The sequence below is a fragment of the Xylanimonas oleitrophica genome (assembly GCF_003244315.1).
In the GTDB taxonomy this organism is placed as follows: Bacteria; Actinomycetota; Actinomycetes; order Actinomycetales; family Cellulomonadaceae; genus Xylanimonas_A; species Xylanimonas_A oleitrophica.
The window spans coordinates 690,665-706,416 of the sequence record NZ_QKWH01000001.1 but is presented as its reverse complement, the minus strand read 5'-3'; the positions used below and the strand labels follow the sequence as shown (position 1 = coordinate 706,416).

Here is a 15,752-nt window from a genome sequence, read left to right as displayed (position 1 = left end):
GGGGGCACGAGGGGGCAGGATCACCCGTCGATCCTAGGCACCGGCACCGACGCCTCCTGCCACCGTGGGAGGCCACGTCGGCCGGCGGGCCTCGCAGGTGTGGCGAGAGTCTCCGACGTCGGGCATCCTGCCTGGTCGCGGCGTCGCGCGCCCGGCCCGGCCGTGCCGGGCCGGCGGGCGGCTCGCTTGACCGCGGCCCCCGACGGCGTGGAAGACTCGCCGGCTCGTGCCTCGGGCACACGTTCCACCCCTTGACCGAGACGGAGCCCCACCATGTCACCGGAGGCCTGGAAGACGATCGCGATCGTCGCCTACCTCGCACTCATGCTCGTGATCGGCTGGACGGCCTTCCGGCGCACGGACGACCTGGACGACTACATGCTGGGCGGCCGCCGCCTGAGCCCCGGCACCGCCGCGCTGAGCGCCGGTGCGTCGGACATGTCCGGCTGGCTGCTCATGGGTCTGCCCGGCGCCGTCTACGCCAGCGGGCTGGTCGAGGCGTGGATCGCCGTCGGCCTGACCGTCGGGGCCTGGGTCAACTGGAAGCTGGTGGCGCCCCGCCTGCGCGCCTACACCGAGGTGGCGCGCAACTCCATCACGATCCCGAGCTTCCTGGAGAACCGCCTGCGCGACACCTCGCGCCTCCTGCGCGTCGCCTCGGGCGTCATCGTGCTGGTCTTCTTCACCTTCTACGTGTCCTCCGGGATGGTGGCCGGCGGCACGTTCTTCGAGAGCTCCTTCGGCCTCGACTACACGACCGGCCTGTGGGTGGTGGGCGGCGTGACGCTCGCGTACACCCTGTTCGGCGGCTTCCTCGGCGCCACCTGGACGGACGTGGCGCAGGGGCTGCTCATGCTCGCCGCCCTCGTGCTCGTCCCCGTCGTCGCGTTCGTGCGCCTCGGTGGCTGGGGCCCGGTGCACGAGAGCATCCTCGCCGCGGACTCCGCCGCCGCCGAGCACCACCTGTCCTTCGTCGCCGGCGCCACGGTCACCGGGGTCGTCTCGGCCCTGGCGTGGGGTCTCGGCTACTTCGGGCAGCCGCACATCATCGTCCGGTTCATGGCGCTCCGCTCCCCGCAGGACGCCACGTCCGGCCGCCGCATCGGCATGGGCTGGATGGTGCTGACCGCGCTCGGTGCGGTGCTCACCGGCCTGCTCGGCGTGGCCTGGAGCGTCCAGGAGGGCCAGCCGCTCGACAACCCCGAGACCGTCTTCCTCTTCCTGTCCCAGGTGCTGTTCCACCCCCTGGTGGCCGGGGTCGTGCTCGCCGCCGTGCTCGCCGCCATCATGTCCACGATCTCCTCCCAGCTCGTCGTGTCGTCCTCGGCGCTGGTGGAGGACCTGGTCAAGATGACCACCCGTCGGGAGCTGAGCACCCGCGCCCAGGTGATGCTCGGCCGGGCCGGGGTGCTGCTCGTGGCCCTCGTGGCCGGCGCGATCGCCCTGGACCGCACCTCGACCATCCTCGACCTCGTGGGCTTCGCCTGGGCAGGGTTCGGGGCGGCGTTCGGCCCCGTCGTGCTGCTGAGCCTGTACTGGCGGCGCCTGACCGCGTGGGGCGCGCTGGCCGGCATGGTCGGTGGCGCCGTCGTCTCGTTCGTCTGGGGGCGCACCGGTCTGGCCGACCTGCTCTACGAGATCGTGCCCGGCTTCGCCGTCTGCCTCGTCCTCGCCGTCGTGGTCAGCCTGCTCACCCCCCAGCCCGGACCGGAGGTGGACGCGGAGTTCGACGCGACCGTCGACGCCTGCCGGCGGCCCCGCCCGGCGAGCGCAGGCGCAGAAGGCTGAGCCCGGCGAGCGCAGGCGCAGAAGGCTGAGCCCGGCGACCGCCGGGCGTGAGGGTCTGGGCGTGTCGCCGTGCGGACGCGACGAGGCCCCGCCGACCTCCAGGTCGGCGGGGCCTCGTCGTCGGTGGCGCCGCCACCGGCGCCGCCCGTGCGTCCGGGCCGTGCGTCAGGACGCCGCTGCACGCTCCAGCTCGGCCGCGAGCGCCTCGTCGACACGTCCGCGCAGCAGGGTGCCGGCCTCGAGGTGCTCCTCGTGGTCGATCTCCCCGGCCTGGTGGACGCGGTTGACGAGGTCGCCGCGCGAGTAGGGCACGACGACGTCGATCTCGACCTGCGGGCGCGGCAGCTCGGAGGCGATGAGGGCGCGCAGCTCGGCGACGCCCTCCCCGGTGTGGGCGGAGACGACGACGGTGCGCTTCTCGCGCCGCTGGATGCGGCCCACGACGGTGGGGTCGGCGACGTCGGCCTTGTTGAGCACGACGACCTCTGGGACGTCCTCGACACCGGGGATCTCGGCGAGCACCTCGCGGACGGCGGCGATCTGCCCCTCGGGGTCCGGGTGGGAGGCGTCGACCACGTGCAGGAGCAGGGCGGCGTCGCCGACCTCCTCGAGGGTGGAGCGGAACGCCTCGACGAGCTGGTGCGGCAGGTGCCGCACGAACCCGACGGTGTCGGCGAGCGTGTACAGGCGCCCGTCCTCGGTGCGTGCCCGGCGGACGGTGGGGTCGAGGGTGGCGAACAGGGCGTTCTCCACCAGCACCCCGGCGTCGGTCAGCGCGTTGAGCAGGGAGGACTTGCCGGCGTTGGTGTAGCCGGCGATCGCGACGTTGGGCACGGCGTGCCGCTTGCGCTCGAGGCGCTTGGTCACGCGGGCCGGCTCCATCGCGGCGATCTCGCGCCGCAGCTTGGCCATGCGGTTGCGGATGCGGCGGCGGTCGAGCTCGATCTTGGTCTCGCCGGGGCCGCGGGAGCCCATGCCGGCGCCGGCGGAGCCCACCTGGCCACCGGCCTGGCGGGACATCGACTCGCCCCAGCCGCGCAGGCGGGGCAGCAGGTACTCGAGCTGGGCGAGCTCGACCTGGGCCTTGCCCTCCCGTGACTTGGCGTGCTGGGCGAAGATGTCGAGGATCAGGGCGGTGCGGTCCACGACCTTGACCTTGACGATGTCCTCCAGCGCGCGGCGCTGGGAGGGGGCGAGCTCGGTGTCGGCGACGACGGTGTCGGCACCGACGGCGCGGACCAGGCCGGCGAGCTCGGCGGCCTTGCCCGAGCCGAGGTAGGTGCCGGGGTCGGGCTTCTGACGGCGCTGGAGGAGACCGTCGAGGACCTGGGACCCTGCGGTCTCGGCGAGGGCGGCGAGCTCGCGCAGCGAAACCTCGGCCTCACGGGCGGCGGCCTCGCCGCCGGAGTACATGCCGACGAGGACGACGCGCTCGAGGCGCAGCTGGCGGTACTCGACCTCGGTGACGTCCTCGAGCTCGGTCGAGAGGCCGCCGACGCGGCGCAGCGCGCTGCGCTCCTCGAGGTCGAGCTGGTCGCCGTCGTGCTCGGTGTGCACCGTGCCGCCCTCGGAGCGTGCGGTCCCCGCCCTGGCGAGGACCCGCGCCACGACGTCGTTCGCGATCGCCTGTGCGCTGCGGCCGTCGTCGCCGTGCTCCGTCGTCGGAGCCTGGGGGTCCTGCGGGGTGTGGGTCAAGGTGTGCCTTCCGGTACGGGGCCGGCGCCGCGGGCGCGGCGCACGATCTGTCCAACAAGGATCCCACGCCGGATCGTCCCGGTCCCAGCGAATTGTGTCGCCTAGGATCTCCGGGTGACGCACGACCCCGCCGACGCCCCGGTCCCGGACCACTACTTCACCGGCCGCCCTGCCTCTCCGGAGGAGCGCCGCACGATCTCGGTCCGGCTGGCGGGGCGCGACCTCGACGTGGAGGTGGCCTCGGGCGTCTTCTCCCCCGGCCGCGTGGACCTGGGCACGCAGGTGCTGCTGCGCGAGGTGCCGGCACCGCCGTCGTCGGGCCACCTGCTCGACCTGGGCTGCGGCTGGGGGCCGCTGACGCTGACCCTGGCGCTGGAGTCGCCGGGGGCGACGGTGTGGGCGGTCGACGTCAACGAGCGGGCCCTCGACCTGGTGCGGCGCAACGCCGAGCGGCTGGGCCTGGACAACGTGCGTGCGGTGCTCCCGGACGAGGTGCCCGAGGACGTGAGCCTGGCGGCGATCTGGTCGAACCCGCCGATCCGCGTGGGCAAGGACGTGCTGCACGCGATGATGCGCACGTGGCTGGCGCGTCTCGCGCCCGGACAGCCGAGCGCGGCTGCGGATGCAGACGACGCCCCTGACGGCACCGGAGCCTGGCTGGTGGTGCAGAAGAACCTCGGTGCCGACTCCCTGGCCCGCTGGATCGAGACCGAGCTCGGCGGGCCGCTGGGCGTGCGCGTCGAGCGCGCCCACAGCGCGAAGGGCTTCCGCGTCCTGCACGTGACGCGCTGACGCCGGCGCGGCCGTGCCGGCTGCTGCAGCCGGTGCTACAGCCGGGTCTCCCCCGTGAAGACGATCTCGGCCGGCCCGGCCAGCTCGACGTGACCGTCGGGCAGGGACCGGACGCGCAGGAGCCCGCCGGGGACCTCGACATACCAGGTGTCGGGGGCGGGCCGGCCGCCGGCCGAGGCCCACGTGCGCACGGCGAGCGCGGCGGCGCACGCCCCGGTGCCGCACGACTGCGTCTCTCCCACGCCTCGCTCGTGGACGCGCATGCGCGCACGGCCCACCACGGTGCCGTCGGCCTCGCGCTCCTCCCCGAGAGGGACGACGAGCTCGACGTTGGTGCCGGCCTGCGGCACGGGTGCCACCTCGGGCGCCACGCTCAGGTCGAGGGCGTCGAGCTCGTCGGCGCTCGCCAGGGCCACGACGGTGTGGGGGTTGCCGAGGTCGACGGACAGGGCGGGGCGGGGGGCGTCCCAGCCGCGCACGGCGACGGCCGCGTCGGCGCCCGCCCGCGCGGAGTCCTCGCCACCGGGCAGACGCCACGGGCCCATGTCGACGGCGTACCAGGACGCGCCGTCGGGGCCGGTCTCGCGGCGCACTCGCTTGACGCCGGCGCGCGTCCCCAGGGCGAGCTCGGCGCCGCCGTCGAGGTCGGCCAGGCCGAGGGACTCGGCGAACGCGGTGAAGACCCGCACCCCGTTGCCGCACATCTCCGACACTGACCCGTCGGCGTTGCGGTAGTCCATGAACCAGATGGCGCCGGGCTCCTCGGCGAGCACGTCGTCGGCGACGGTCTCGCCGGACCGCGCCAGGGCGGCGGTGGGTGCGAGGCGGATGACGCCGTCGGCCCCGACACCGCCACGCCGGTCGGCGAGGCGGCGCACCTGCTCGGGCGTGAGGTCGAGGTCGCCACGGGTGTCGGCGACGAGCACGAAGTCGTTGTGGGTGCCGTGGCCCTTGGCGAACCGGAGGGTGCCGGGGGCGTCGGCGGGGGCGGTGCGGTCCGTCGGTGTCGCCTGGGTCATGAGCCCAGACTACGGCGCACGGGCTCGCTGCCCGGTGCCGGCAGGGTGCCGGCGTCGGCGGCCTCGACGACGGCGAGCGCGTCGGCCAGGAGGGTCGGGGACCCTGCGTCGAGCCACCGCACGCGCGGGTCGCGGCCGAACCAGCCCATCTGCTTGCGCGCCAGCCGCCGGGTGTTGGCGGTGATGTCGGCGCGCACCGCGTCCTCGTCGCGCCCCGCGAACAGCTCGAGCACCTCGGCGTAGCCGACGGCGCGGGCGGCGGTGCGGCCGAGGCCGGGACCGTGCCCGCCCTGGGCCGGGGAGGCCAGCGCCGCGACCTCCTCGACGAGCCCCGCCCGCCACATGCGCTCGACGCGCGCCTCGACGCGGGCGTCGAGCGTGGCGCGGTCGCAGTCCAGGCCGATCTGCACGGCCGGGCGCACGTACTCCTGGCGCGGCAGGTTGGCGGTGTAGGGCGCTCCCGTGATGGCGATGACCTCCAGCGCCCGCACGATGCGGCGGGTGTTGTGCGGGCCGATGCTCGCGGCGGCCTGGGGGTCGAGGCGCTCCAGCTCGGCGTGCAGGGCTCGCCTGCCCTCGCGCTCGGCCCGCTCCTCGAGCTCGCCGCGCAACTGCGGGTCGGTGCCGGGGAAGTCCATGTGGTCGAGCAGGGCGCGCACGTACAGGCCCGATCCGCCGACGACGACGGCACGGGCCCCGCGGGCGTCGACGGCCTCCAGGTCGGCTCGTGCGGCGGCCTGGTACTGCGCCACGGAGGCGTCCTCGAGAGGGCCGAGCACGTCGAGCTGGTGGTGCACGACTCCGCGCCGCTCGGCGGGCGGCACCTTGGCGGTGCCGACGTCCATGCCGCGGTAGAGCTGGTAGGCGTCGGCGTTGACGATCTCCGCCGGCGCGCCCGGGGCCGAGAGCGCCTCGGCCAGGTCCAGGGCGAGGTCGGACTTCCCGGTGGCGGTGGGACCCACGACGGCGACGACGATCACGGAGCACACGGTACGACGGCGTGGGGCTCAGCGTGGTCGGCGCACCTGCACCCGGTACCGCCCGGGCAGGTGGTCCCCGGTCTCGGTGACCACGACCTCCTCGCACCGCCACCCGCGGGCGAGCTCCTCGAGCACCGCGTCCACGCCGGGCGCGGGCAGGTCGGCGGCGACGACGACGTCGGCAGCACCCAGCCGGTCGAGGGCCGCGGGCAGCGCAGCCCTCTGGGGCCCGGCGGCGTCCGCTGGCACCTCGACGACGTCGACGGGGTGCGCGGCGAGGTCGAGGCCGGCGTCCGCGAGCGCGAGCAGCGCCACCGAGGCTCCCGTCCCGGCGACGCCGTCCCACGCCACGTCCCGCTCCCCGGCCCGTTCCCCGGCGCCGAGGCCCGTGGCCGGCGACGCCAGGAGCGGCACACGGGCGTCGGCCACGCCGGCGCCCGCGAGCGAGGGACGCAGGCGCCCCGCCCGAGCGCGGCACCCCGCGGCCAGCACGGCGACCCCGCGCCCACGCCCGGCCGCGCCGGCCCACGGGGCCAGCGCCGCGCGGACGGCGGTGCGCGTGCCGCCCAGCACCTCGGCGCCCCCGGCCGCGCCGGGCACCAGGAGCGGGGTGGCGGGGATCACGACGACGGCTGCTGGCACGACCCGAGGCTATCGCCGCCCGGTACTGTGGCCGGGTGAGGTTCTTCGGGTCGCGCCCAGGCAACGGGTCGTCGGACAGCTCCTCCGGCAGGGGCGGCCGCTCGGGTCGGCTGCCCGGGCGTCGTGCGCCCCGCGAGACGGCGGGCGTGGACGACGGCTGGGAGGAGCAGGAGCTGCGGGACCGCATCGAGAGCCTCCTGCTGCGCGTGGCCGGCGGCCCGCGGACCGCGCCGGGCGCCCACCACCTGGACCCGGCGGAGGTGCCGGCGCCGCTGTCCCTGGAACGCGTGGTCCGGTGGCTCGAGGACTCGGACTTCGCCTACTTCACCGACTCGGACGGCGACGTCGGCGGGCTGTGGCAGGGGCGGCTCTTCTACTTCCTGGTGCTCGGTGAGCACGAGGAGGTCCTGCAGGTGCGGGGTCAGTGGCACCGCGACCTGACCATCGAGCGCCTCGAGGAGATCCTCGAGATCTGCAACGCCTGGAACGCCGAGCGCATCTGGCCCAAGACGTACGTGCGGGTCCGTGACAACGGCACCGTGGTGGTGTGCACGGACGTGACCGTGGACGTCGAGCAGGGCGTCACCGACGACCAGCTCGACCAGCTCCTGCAGTGCGGGCTCAGCACGGGGACGATGTTCTTCGACCACCTGGACGCCGAGTACCCCGACCCGTTGCGAGCCGCCCCGTGATCCGCCGGCCCGCCCAGCGCGTGCGCGACCGCCTGCGTGGTATCGCCCGGCGGCGACGCCCGCAGGCGCCGGCCGCCCCGGTCCTCGCCGGCGCCCCCCAGCGTCCCGTGCCGCTCACGGCGCAGCGCGTCGGCGACGACCTCGCCCGGCGGGGCTACCGGTTCCGCATCGACGACGACGGCGACGTCACCGGCACCTGGGACGGCAACCGGTTCTGGTTCCTGCTCCTCGGCGACCACGACGAGATCCTCCAGGTGCGCGGCCGGTGGGCCGGCGCCGTGTCCTCCCGCGCGCGCCTGGCCGTGCTCCAGGCCGTCAACGACTGGAACCGCGAGCGCATCTGGCCCAAGGTCTACGTGCGCGAGGAGGACGACGGTCTGGCGCTGTACGCCGAGGTCTCGGTGGACTTCGAGCACGGTGCGACCGACGACCAGATCGCCGCCACCGTCTCGTGCGGGCTGGTGACCGCCGCCCAGTTCTTCGCGTCCGTCGGCGTCCTCACCAGCGACCCGGAGTCCTGACGCCGCAGGCCCCCTCCCCGCGCAGAGCGGGGACGGGGCCTGCGGCGGGCCTCAGCGACGCAGTGCCGGCATGCCGAGGGAGACCGGCCCGGACGGTGCGGGGCTGCCGTGCCCGTGCCCGTGCTCGTCGCCTCCGCCCAGGCGCGCCTTCTCCCGCTGCGCCCACGCGTCGCCCGAGCGCGTGCGGCGCACCGAGTAGGTCCCGCCGGCCAGCGCGGAGTCCGCGATGAGGTGGTGCGGGGCGGCCTGCGTGATCTCGGCGGTGACCATGTCGCCCGGGCGCGGCAGCCGCGGGTCGGGCACCTCCGCCAGGCGCGGGTCGTCCAGGCTCACCGGAGCGTCCGCGACGAGCGAGGCGACGTCGTCGGGCACCGCCACGTGCACCAGGCGGTTGTCGGGCGCTCGCCCGGAGAGGCGCCGCGAGGCGCCGTCCTTCCGGCCCGACCCCTCCGCGACCAGCACCTCCAGCGTGCGGCCCACCTGGGCGGTGGCCTCCTCGGCGGAGATGCGCTCCTGCAGCGCGAGCAGCCGCTCGAACCGCTCCTGCACGACCTCCTTGGGCAGCTGCCCGTCCATCGTCGCGGCCGGGGTCCCGGGGCGCGGGGAGTACTGGAACATGAACGCGGAGCTGAAGCGCGACGCCTCGACCACCCGCATCGTGTCCTGGAAGTCCTCCTCCGTCTCGCCGGGGAACCCGACGATGATGTCCGTCGTGATCGCGGCGTCGGGCATCACGGCGCGCACACGGTCGAGGATGCCGAGGAACCGCTCCGAGCGGTAGGAGCGGCGCATGGCCCGCAGCACCCGGTCGGAGCCCGACTGCAGCGGCATGTGCAGGCTCGGCATCACGTTGGGCGTCTCGGCCATCGCGGCGATGACGTCGTCGGTGAACGCGGCAGGGTGCGGGCTCGTGAAGCGCACCCGCTCCAGCCCCTCGATGCGACCGCACGCGCGCAGCAGCTTGGCGAACGCGCCGCGGTCGCCGAACTCGACGCCGTAGCTGTTGACGTTCTGACCCAGGAGGGTCACCTCGACCGCACCGGCGGCGACCAGCGCCTCGACCTCGGCCAGGATCTCGCCCGGGCGCCGGTCGCGCTCCTTGCCGCGCAGGTGCGGCACGATGCAGAACGTGCAGGTGTTGTTGCAGCCCACGGAGATCGACACCCAGCCGGCGTAGACGCTCTCGCGACGGGTGGGCAGCGTGGAGGGGAAGACCTGCAGCGACTCCGCGATCTCCACCTGGGCGGCCTCGTTGTGCCGGGCGCGCTCCAGCAGCACGGGCAGCGCGTCCAGGTTGTGCGTGCCGAAGACGACGTCGACCCACGGCGCCTTGGCCACGATCTCGCCGCGGTCCTTCTGCGCCAGGCAGCCCCCGACGGCGATCTGCATGCCCGGACGCTGCGCCTTGAGGCTCGCGAGCTGGCCGAGGTTGCCGTAGAGGCGGGTGGCGGCGTTCTCGCGCACCGCGCAGGTGTTGATCACGACGACGTCGGCCGCGCTCGCCGCCTCGTCCTCCTTGGACGCGCGCACGTAGCCGGCCTGCTCCAGCATGCCGGCCATGTGCTCCGAGTCGTGCACGTTCATCTGGCAGCCGAGGGTGCGCACCATGTAGGTGCGGGGCTGCTCGCCGGCGTCGGCCGCAGCGGCCCCGGCGTGAGAAATGGTGGTCGTGGACATCGTCTCTAGGGTACGGTCCCCTGCTCATGGGTCTGGACGGACTGTCCGCTCGCCAGGTCATGACCGGCGCTCGGCCATATCGTTACCGGACCGTAGCCGTCTCACGGTGTCCGGTGCGCTTTCCTGAAACAAAGGACGGCGATGCTGGGCGCCGGACGTTCACCGACTGATGGGGTTCGAAGGACATGGAGAAGGACGCGCCCGCCCTCGTGGAGCTGAAGGGCGTCAACAAGCACTTCGGTGACCTGCACGTGCTGCAGGACGTCGACCTCACGGTGCGCAAGGGTGAGGTCCTCGTCGTCATCGGCCCGTCCGGGTCGGGCAAGTCGACCCTGTGCCGTGCCATCAACCGCCTGGAGACCATCGACGACGGCGAGATCGTCATCGACGGCAAGCCGCTGCCCGCCGAGGGCAGGGCGCTCGCACGCCTGCGTGCCGACGTCGGCATGGTCTTCCAGTCCTTCAACCTCTTCGCGCACAAGACCGTGCTCGACAACGTGACCCTCGGGCCCCGCAAGGTGCGCGGCGTCCCGAAGAAGGACGCCGAGGAGGAGGCGCTCGCGCTGCTCGACCGCGTGGGCGTCAAGAACCAGGCTCACAAGATGCCCGCCCAGCTCTCGGGCGGCCAGCAGCAGCGCGTCGCCATCGCCCGCGCGCTGGCCATGCACCCCAAGGTCATGCTGTTCGACGAGCCCACCTCGGCCCTCGACCCCGAGATGGTCAACGAGGTCCTCGACGCCATGGTCGCCCTCGCCAAGGAGGGCATGACCATGATCGTGGTCACCCACGAGATGGGCTTCGCCCGCAAGGCCGCGGACCGCGTCGTCTTCATGGCCGACGGCCAGATCGTGGAGCAGGCCGACCCCGACACGTTCTTCACCGCACCGAAGAGCGACCGGGCCAAGGACTTCCTCTCGAAGATCCTGGTCCACTGACGCCCCGCCCCGGCCGCCGGCCAGGGCCCCCTGTTTCCCCGTCAACGACAGATCGAAGGGCATCACTATGCGCAAGCGCACCACGGGGCTTCTCGCCCTCGCGGCCACCGCCGCTCTCACCCTGTCCGCATGCTCCGGCGCCGAGGTCGGCGGCGGCAGCGCCGGTGGCGACGACGCCACCGCGGGCACCGGCGGCGGCGACACCATCCGCATCGGCATCAAGTACGACCAGCCCGGCCTCGGCCTGCAGGACGGCAACGAGTACAAGGGCTTCGACGTCGACGTCGCCACGTACGTCGCCGAGAAGCTCGGCTACTCCGCCGACCAGATCACCTGGGTCGAGTCGCCCTCGGCGCAGCGCGAGCAGATGCTGCAGACCGGCGCGGTCGACATGATCTTCGCGACCTACTCGATCACGGACGCCCGCAAGGAGGTCATCGACTTCGCCGGCCCGTACTTCATCGCCGGGCAGGACCTCCTGGTGGCCGCCGACAACACCGACATCACGGGCCCCGAGTCGCTCGAGGGCAAGAACCTGTGCTCGGTGACCGGCTCCACCTCGGCCCAGAAGATCAAGGACGAGTACGCCGCGGGCGTGAACCTGCTCGAGCGCCCGGGCTACGCGGAGTGCGTCTCGGCCCTCGTGGCGGGCCAGGTCGACGCCGTGACCACCGACGACATCATCCTCGCCGGCCTCGCCGCCACCCCGCAGAACCAGGGCAAGCTCAAGGTCGTGGGCGCGCCCTTCTCCGAGGAGCGCTACGGCGTCGGCCTGCCGAAGGACTCCGACCGCTGCGAGGCGATCAACGAGGCGATCACCGAGATGATCGACGACGGCTCCTGGGAGGAGTTCGTCAGCAAGAACACCGAGGGCACCGGCTACAGCGCCAACGACGAGCTGAACCCGCCGACCCCTGAGGCCTGCGCCTGATACGACCACCGGGGCGGCGCCGCGACGCGGCGCCGCCCCACCCGTGCGCACCGCCGCGCACGCACCGCGGCCTGGCTGTCGCGGCCCGACTCTCGTAGACCATCCCGGCGAAAGGTGACCGGTGGACGACTACCTGTCCGGATTCACAGCACTGCTGGTCCAGTACGACGTGCTCGGCGCGTTCTGGACCAACATCCAGCTGACGTTCTGGGGCGCGCTCCTCGCGCTCGTCGTCGGCACCGTGCTGGCCGTCATGCGCATCTCGCCGCTGGTGTCGCTGGACTGGGCGGGTACGACCTACGTCAACCTCGTCCGCAACACGCCCCTGACCGTCATCATGACGTTCCTGGTGCTCGGCGTGTGGACCCAGCTCGGCGTCCAGCTGTCGAGCGACTTCAACCTGAACTTCTTCATCCTGGCGGTCATCGGGCTCGGGCTCTACCACGCCGCGTTCGTGTGCGAGGCGATCCGGTCGGGCGTCAACACGGTGCCCGTCGGGCAGGCGGAGGCCGCGCGTGCCATCGGCCTGCCGTTCACCGCCGCCGCCCGGATGATCGTGCTCCCCCAGGCGTTCCGCGGCGCGGTCGCCCCGCTCGGCAACACGCTCATCGCGCTGCTGAAGAACTCGACGGTCGCCGCCGCGGCCTCGGTGACCGGTGAGACGGCCGGGACCATGAAGACGATGATCGAGTTCCAGCCGAACTACATCTGGGAGATCTTCCTGACCTTCGCGATCGGGTACGTGATCCTGGTGATCCCCATCGGCCTGGCCACGACCTGGCTCTCCAACCGTCTGGCGGTGAAGCGATGAGCTCCTCTGTCCTCTTCGACGCCCCGGGGCCCCGCGGCCGCCGGAACATGATGGTCGGCAACGCGCTCGGCGCCGTCGTCGTGCTCGGCATCCTCGCCTGGGTGCTCCTGGTGCTCCACCAGCGGGGTCAGCTCGCGCCGGACCTGTGGCGGCCCGCCCTCGATGCCCGCGCCTGGGAGTTCTACTACCTCCCCGGCCTGCAGAACACCCTGAGGGCTGCCGCGTTCGCCACCGTCGGCGCCGTCGTCTTCGGCATCGTCTTCGGCATGGGCCGCCTCTCGGAGTTCCGTGTGGTGCGCTGGCTCTCGTCCGTGGTGGTGGAGTTCTTCCGCGCGGTGCCCGTGCTGCTCATGATGGTGTTCTTCAACGTGCTCTTCGGCATGTTCTTCCGCGGTGTGGTGGCGGACTCCGCGTTCACCGCCGTGGTCGTCGCCCTCGTGCTCTACAACGGCTCGGTCATCGCCGAGCTCGTGCGCTCGGGCGTCGGGAACCTCCCGAAGGGCCAGGGCGAGGCAGGGCTGACGATCGGGCTGACTCGCGGCCAGACGCTGCGCTCGGTCCAGCTTCCGCAGGCCCTCATCGCCATGCTGCCGGCGGTCGTATCGCAGCTCGTGGTGGTCCTCAAGGACTCCGCCCTCGGTCAGCTCATCGGCTATGCCGACCTGCTGCGCTCCGGTCAGATCCTGGCCTCCGGCGCCGGCAACCCGCTGCAGGTGCTCATCGTCGTGGCGGTGTTGTTCATCGTGCTGAACTACCTGCTGTCCTGGGTGGCGCACCTGCTCGCCGGCCGGCTCTCGAGCCGCACGTCCGGCAAGACCGAGGAGGGCCCGGGCATCGGCCCGAGCCTGGCCGTCACGCGTGGTGGCGCTCCGAGCGGCGGCGGCCACTAGGGTCGTACGGACGCTCGCAGACGCCGACGGCCGCCTCCCCCCCGTGCGCGGGGAGGCGGCCGTCGGCGTCTCAGGAGGGGTCGTCCCTCCTCCTACGACAGGTCTTCGAGGTCGTCGGTCTCCTCGCCCTCCGCGGCGAGCGCGTCCTTGACCACCGCGAAGGCGATGCCCGGCCCGTAGCCCTTGCGCGCCAGCGCCGAGGCAGCGCGCCGGACCCGCGCGTCACGTTCCAGGCCCCGTGTCCGGGCGACGAGCCGCTGCGCCAGACGCTCCGCTGCGGCGCGCTCGTCGTCGGCCCCGACCTGCTCGAGCGCATCCGCCGCGGTGTCGTCGTCGATGCCGCGACGGCGCAGCTCGACGGCGATCGCCCGCCGCGCCAGCCCACGCTCGGCGTGCCGGGTGCGCACCACCATCTGCGCGTACTCGGCGTCGTCCACGAGGCCCACCTCGTCGAACCGGTCGAGCACGGGCATCACGACGTGCTCGGGGTAGCCCTTGCGGGCGAGGGACTGCTCGAGCTCGCGCCGGCTCTTGGGCGCAGCGGTGAGGATGCGCAGCACCGTCTCGCGAGCCAGCTCGGTGGCGTCCTCGACGGTGAGCTCGCCGGCCTCCAGCCGCTCGGCGACCGAGCGACGCGGCTGCCGTGGAGCAGCACCGCGCCCTCCCCTGTCGCCACCCTCGTCACGACGGCCAGGGCGGCCGCGACGCTTCCCCACGCCGCGACCACCCTGGCCGTTCTGCTCGTCCGACCCGAAGGCGTCGGTCATCTCGTCCCCGTCGATCAGAACGGAGCCTTCTTCGAGGACTTGCCGTTGCTCGCCCCGGCGCCGGCCGCCGCGAGGGCGGGCTCGGCCTCCGGAGCGGCGTCAGCGGGGGCGTCCATCCGGGCGCCCACGCCGAGCTTCTCCTTGATGCGCTTCTCGATCTCGTTCGCGAGGTCGGGGTTGTCACGCAGGAACTTGCGGGCGTTCTCCTTGCCCTGGCCCAGCTGGTCGCCCTCGTAGGTGAACCACGAGCCGGACTTGCGGACCAGGCCGTGCTCCACGCCCATGTCGATCAGGCCACCCTCACGCGAGATGCCGACCCCGTACAGGATGTCGAACTCGGCCTGCTTGAAGGGCGGGGCCATCTTGTTCTTGACGATCTTGACGCGGGTGCGGTTGCCCACCGCGTCGGTGCCCTCCTTGAGGGTCTCGATACGACGGATGTCCATGCGCACCGAGGCGTAGAACTTCAGCGCCTTGCCACCCGTCGTCGTCTCCGGAGAGCCGAAGAACACGCCGATCTTCTCGCGCAGCTGGTTGATGAAGATGGCCGTGGTGCCCGACGAGTTGAGCGCGCCGGTGATCTTGCGCAGCGCCTGGGACATGAGGCGGGCCTGGAGGCCGACGTGGCTGTCGCCCATCTCGCCCTCGATCTCGGCCTTGGGCACGAGCGCCGCCACCGAGTCGATGACGATGATGTCGAGCGCGCCGGAACGGATCAGCATGTCCGCGATCTCGAGCGCCTGCTCACCGGTGTCCGGCTGCGAGACCAGGAGCGCGTCGGTGTCGACGCCCAGCTTCTTGGCGTACTCCGGGTCGAGCGCGTGCTCGGCGTCGATAAACGCGGCGATGCCACCGGCCCGCTGGGCGCTGGCGACCGCGTGCAGCGCGACCGTCGTCTTTCCGGAGGACTCGGGCCCGTAGACCTCGATGACGCGGCCACGGGGCAGGCCGCCGATGCCGAGGGCGACGTCGAGAGCGATCGACCCGGTCGGGATCACCTCGACCGGGGCGCGGCTCTCGTCCCCGAGCCGCATGACCGAGCCCTTGCCGAAGCTGCGGTCGATCTGGGCGAGCGCAGCCTCCAGGGCCTTGTCGCGTTCTGCCGGTGCGGGCATGTCGGTCACCTTTGCGTTCGGGGCGCGACGGGTACGCGCCGGCTTCTGTGTCTGCGAGCTCATCGGTCGAGACCGTACGCGCAGCCACCGACACGGGTGCCTTCTCCGGCCCCCGTCTGTCGACGGGGTTCCGAAACCCGTGCCTGTGCACAGACTCTAGCCGAACATCTGTTCGATCGGGCGCGACGCGCCCTGGCGTGTCACCGGCTGCGGGGCGGGGCCTGCCGGTGCTCGTCGTCGCCCCACCGCTCGGCGTCGGGCACGTCGAGGGCGTCGCACAGCGCGTGCCACACGTCGCGCGGCTGCACCCCCGCCTCCAGCGCCTGGACCGGCGTGCGGTTGCCGAGCGGTGGCAGCACCTGCTCCCGGGCGAGCGAGCGCCCATACGCGGGGCCGAACACCTCGTCGACCAGCTGCCAGAACTCCCTCAGACGCACGCCCTCAGCCTGCCACCCCCGTCAAACCAGCCGCCCCGCTCCCCCCTCCCCCCTGTGCGG

16 protein-coding genes are annotated in these 15,752 nt (G+C 73.1%); 8 read left to right on the top strand and 8 right to left on the bottom strand.

Annotated features, from left to right (window positions below):
• Nucleotides 1–273 precede the first annotated feature (273 nt).
• The gene (putP, locus tag DNL40_RS03435) at nucleotides 274–1,788 is read left to right on the top strand and encodes a sodium/proline symporter PutP (protein WP_111249787.1); all 1,515 of its coding nucleotides are present in this window, start codon (nucleotides 274–276) and stop codon (nucleotides 1,786–1,788) included.
• Between the two features lie 165 nt (nucleotides 1,789–1,953).
• Here putP and hflX read toward each other — a convergent pair whose 3' ends face one another.
• On the bottom strand, nucleotides 1,954–3,483 hold the full coding sequence (hflX, locus tag DNL40_RS03430; RefSeq protein ID WP_111249786.1) for a GTPase HflX: 1,530 nt from the start codon (nucleotides 3,481–3,483) through the stop codon (nucleotides 1,954–1,956).
• Between the two features lie 114 nt (nucleotides 3,484–3,597).
• Between hflX and DNL40_RS03425 the strand changes: the two genes are divergently transcribed.
• Nucleotides 3,598–4,275 carry a class I SAM-dependent methyltransferase gene (locus DNL40_RS03425; protein WP_111249785.1) on the top strand — a complete coding sequence of 226 codons (678 nt, stop codon included), beginning with the start codon at nucleotides 3,598–3,600 and terminating at the stop codon, nucleotides 4,273–4,275.
• Nucleotides 4,276–4,310: 35 nt separating this feature from the next.
• Here the strand turns inward: DNL40_RS03425 and dapF are convergent, their stop codons facing one another.
• The 3 genes from dapF to DNL40_RS03410 are packed head-to-tail and all read right to left on the bottom strand — an operon-like array spanning nucleotide 4,311 to nucleotide 6,916.
• A complete protein-coding gene (dapF, locus tag DNL40_RS03420; protein ID WP_111249784.1) occupies nucleotides 4,311–5,294 on the bottom strand; it encodes a diaminopimelate epimerase in 984 nt (327 codons plus the stop codon).
• Nucleotides 5,291–6,274: a tRNA (adenosine(37)-N6)-dimethylallyltransferase MiaA gene (gene miaA / locus DNL40_RS03415; protein WP_111249920.1), complete on the bottom strand. Its 984-nt coding sequence runs from the start codon at nucleotides 6,272–6,274 to the stop codon at nucleotides 5,291–5,293. The genes dapF and miaA overlap by 4 nt, the downstream gene beginning before the upstream one ends.
• Before the next feature lie 27 nt (nucleotides 6,275–6,301).
• A complete protein-coding gene (locus DNL40_RS03410; RefSeq protein ID WP_111249783.1) occupies nucleotides 6,302–6,916 on the bottom strand; it encodes a hypothetical protein in 615 nt (204 codons plus the stop codon).
• A 35-nt stretch (nucleotides 6,917–6,951) separates the two neighbouring features.
• On the opposite strand from DNL40_RS03410, the gene DNL40_RS03405 reads away from it, so the two are divergent.
• Together DNL40_RS03405 and DNL40_RS03400 are read left to right on the top strand one after the other, a co-directional pair.
• The gene (locus DNL40_RS03405) at nucleotides 6,952–7,608 is read left to right on the top strand and encodes a type III secretion system chaperone family protein (protein ID WP_245885598.1); all 657 of its coding nucleotides are present in this window, start codon (nucleotides 6,952–6,954) and stop codon (nucleotides 7,606–7,608) included.
• Between the two features lie 41 nt (nucleotides 7,609–7,649).
• On the top strand, nucleotides 7,650–8,129 hold the full coding sequence (locus tag DNL40_RS03400) for a type III secretion system chaperone family protein (RefSeq protein WP_425450753.1): 480 nt from the start codon (nucleotides 7,650–7,652) through the stop codon (nucleotides 8,127–8,129).
• A gap of 51 nt (nucleotides 8,130–8,180) precedes the next feature.
• On the opposite strand, the gene miaB is transcribed toward DNL40_RS03400, so the two are convergent.
• A complete protein-coding gene (gene miaB, locus DNL40_RS03395) occupies nucleotides 8,181–9,806 on the bottom strand; it encodes a tRNA (N6-isopentenyl adenosine(37)-C2)-methylthiotransferase MiaB (RefSeq protein ID WP_111249782.1) in 1,626 nt (541 codons plus the stop codon).
• A gap of 185 nt (nucleotides 9,807–9,991) precedes the next feature.
• Here miaB and DNL40_RS03390 point away from each other — a divergent pair, with 185 nt between their 5' ends.
• The 4 genes from DNL40_RS03390 to DNL40_RS03375 all read left to right on the top strand — a co-directional run bounded on the left by DNL40_RS03390 (nucleotide 9,992) and on the right by DNL40_RS03375 (nucleotide 13,373).
• The gene (locus DNL40_RS03390; protein WP_111249781.1) at nucleotides 9,992–10,741 is read left to right on the top strand and encodes an amino acid ABC transporter ATP-binding protein; all 750 of its coding nucleotides are present in this window, start codon (nucleotides 9,992–9,994) and stop codon (nucleotides 10,739–10,741) included.
• 67 nt (nucleotides 10,742–10,808) lie between these two features.
• On the top strand, nucleotides 10,809–11,672 hold the full coding sequence (locus tag DNL40_RS03385; protein ID WP_111249780.1) for a glutamate ABC transporter substrate-binding protein: 864 nt from the start codon (nucleotides 10,809–10,811) through the stop codon (nucleotides 11,670–11,672).
• 121 nt (nucleotides 11,673–11,793) lie between these two features.
• Nucleotides 11,794–12,483: an amino acid ABC transporter permease gene (locus DNL40_RS03380; RefSeq protein WP_111249779.1), complete on the top strand. Its 690-nt coding sequence runs from the start codon at nucleotides 11,794–11,796 to the stop codon at nucleotides 12,481–12,483.
• Nucleotides 12,480–13,373 (top strand): amino acid ABC transporter permease, encoded by an 894-nt coding sequence (locus tag DNL40_RS03375; protein WP_111249778.1) that lies wholly within the window; start codon nucleotides 12,480–12,482, stop codon nucleotides 13,371–13,373. Before DNL40_RS03380 ends, DNL40_RS03375 begins: the two co-directional genes overlap by 4 nt.
• A gap of 92 nt (nucleotides 13,374–13,465) precedes the next feature.
• On the opposite strand, the gene DNL40_RS03370 is transcribed toward DNL40_RS03375, so the two are convergent.
• The 3 genes from DNL40_RS03370 to DNL40_RS03360 form a co-directional block, all read right to left on the bottom strand.
• Nucleotides 13,466–14,140 carry a regulatory protein RecX gene (locus DNL40_RS03370; protein ID WP_111249777.1) on the bottom strand — a complete coding sequence of 225 codons (675 nt, stop codon included), beginning with the start codon at nucleotides 14,138–14,140 and terminating at the stop codon, nucleotides 13,466–13,468.
• A gap of 14 nt (nucleotides 14,141–14,154) precedes the next feature.
• Entirely contained in the window at nucleotides 14,155–15,255 is a 1,101-nt protein-coding gene (gene recA, locus DNL40_RS03365) for a recombinase RecA (protein WP_111249776.1), read from the bottom strand.
• A 200-nt stretch (nucleotides 15,256–15,455) separates the two neighbouring features.
• Nucleotides 15,456–15,692, bottom strand: a complete 237-nt coding sequence (locus DNL40_RS03360) for a DUF3046 domain-containing protein (RefSeq protein WP_111249775.1) — start codon at nucleotides 15,690–15,692, stop codon at nucleotides 15,456–15,458.
• Nucleotides 15,693–15,752: the final 60 nt, after the last annotated feature.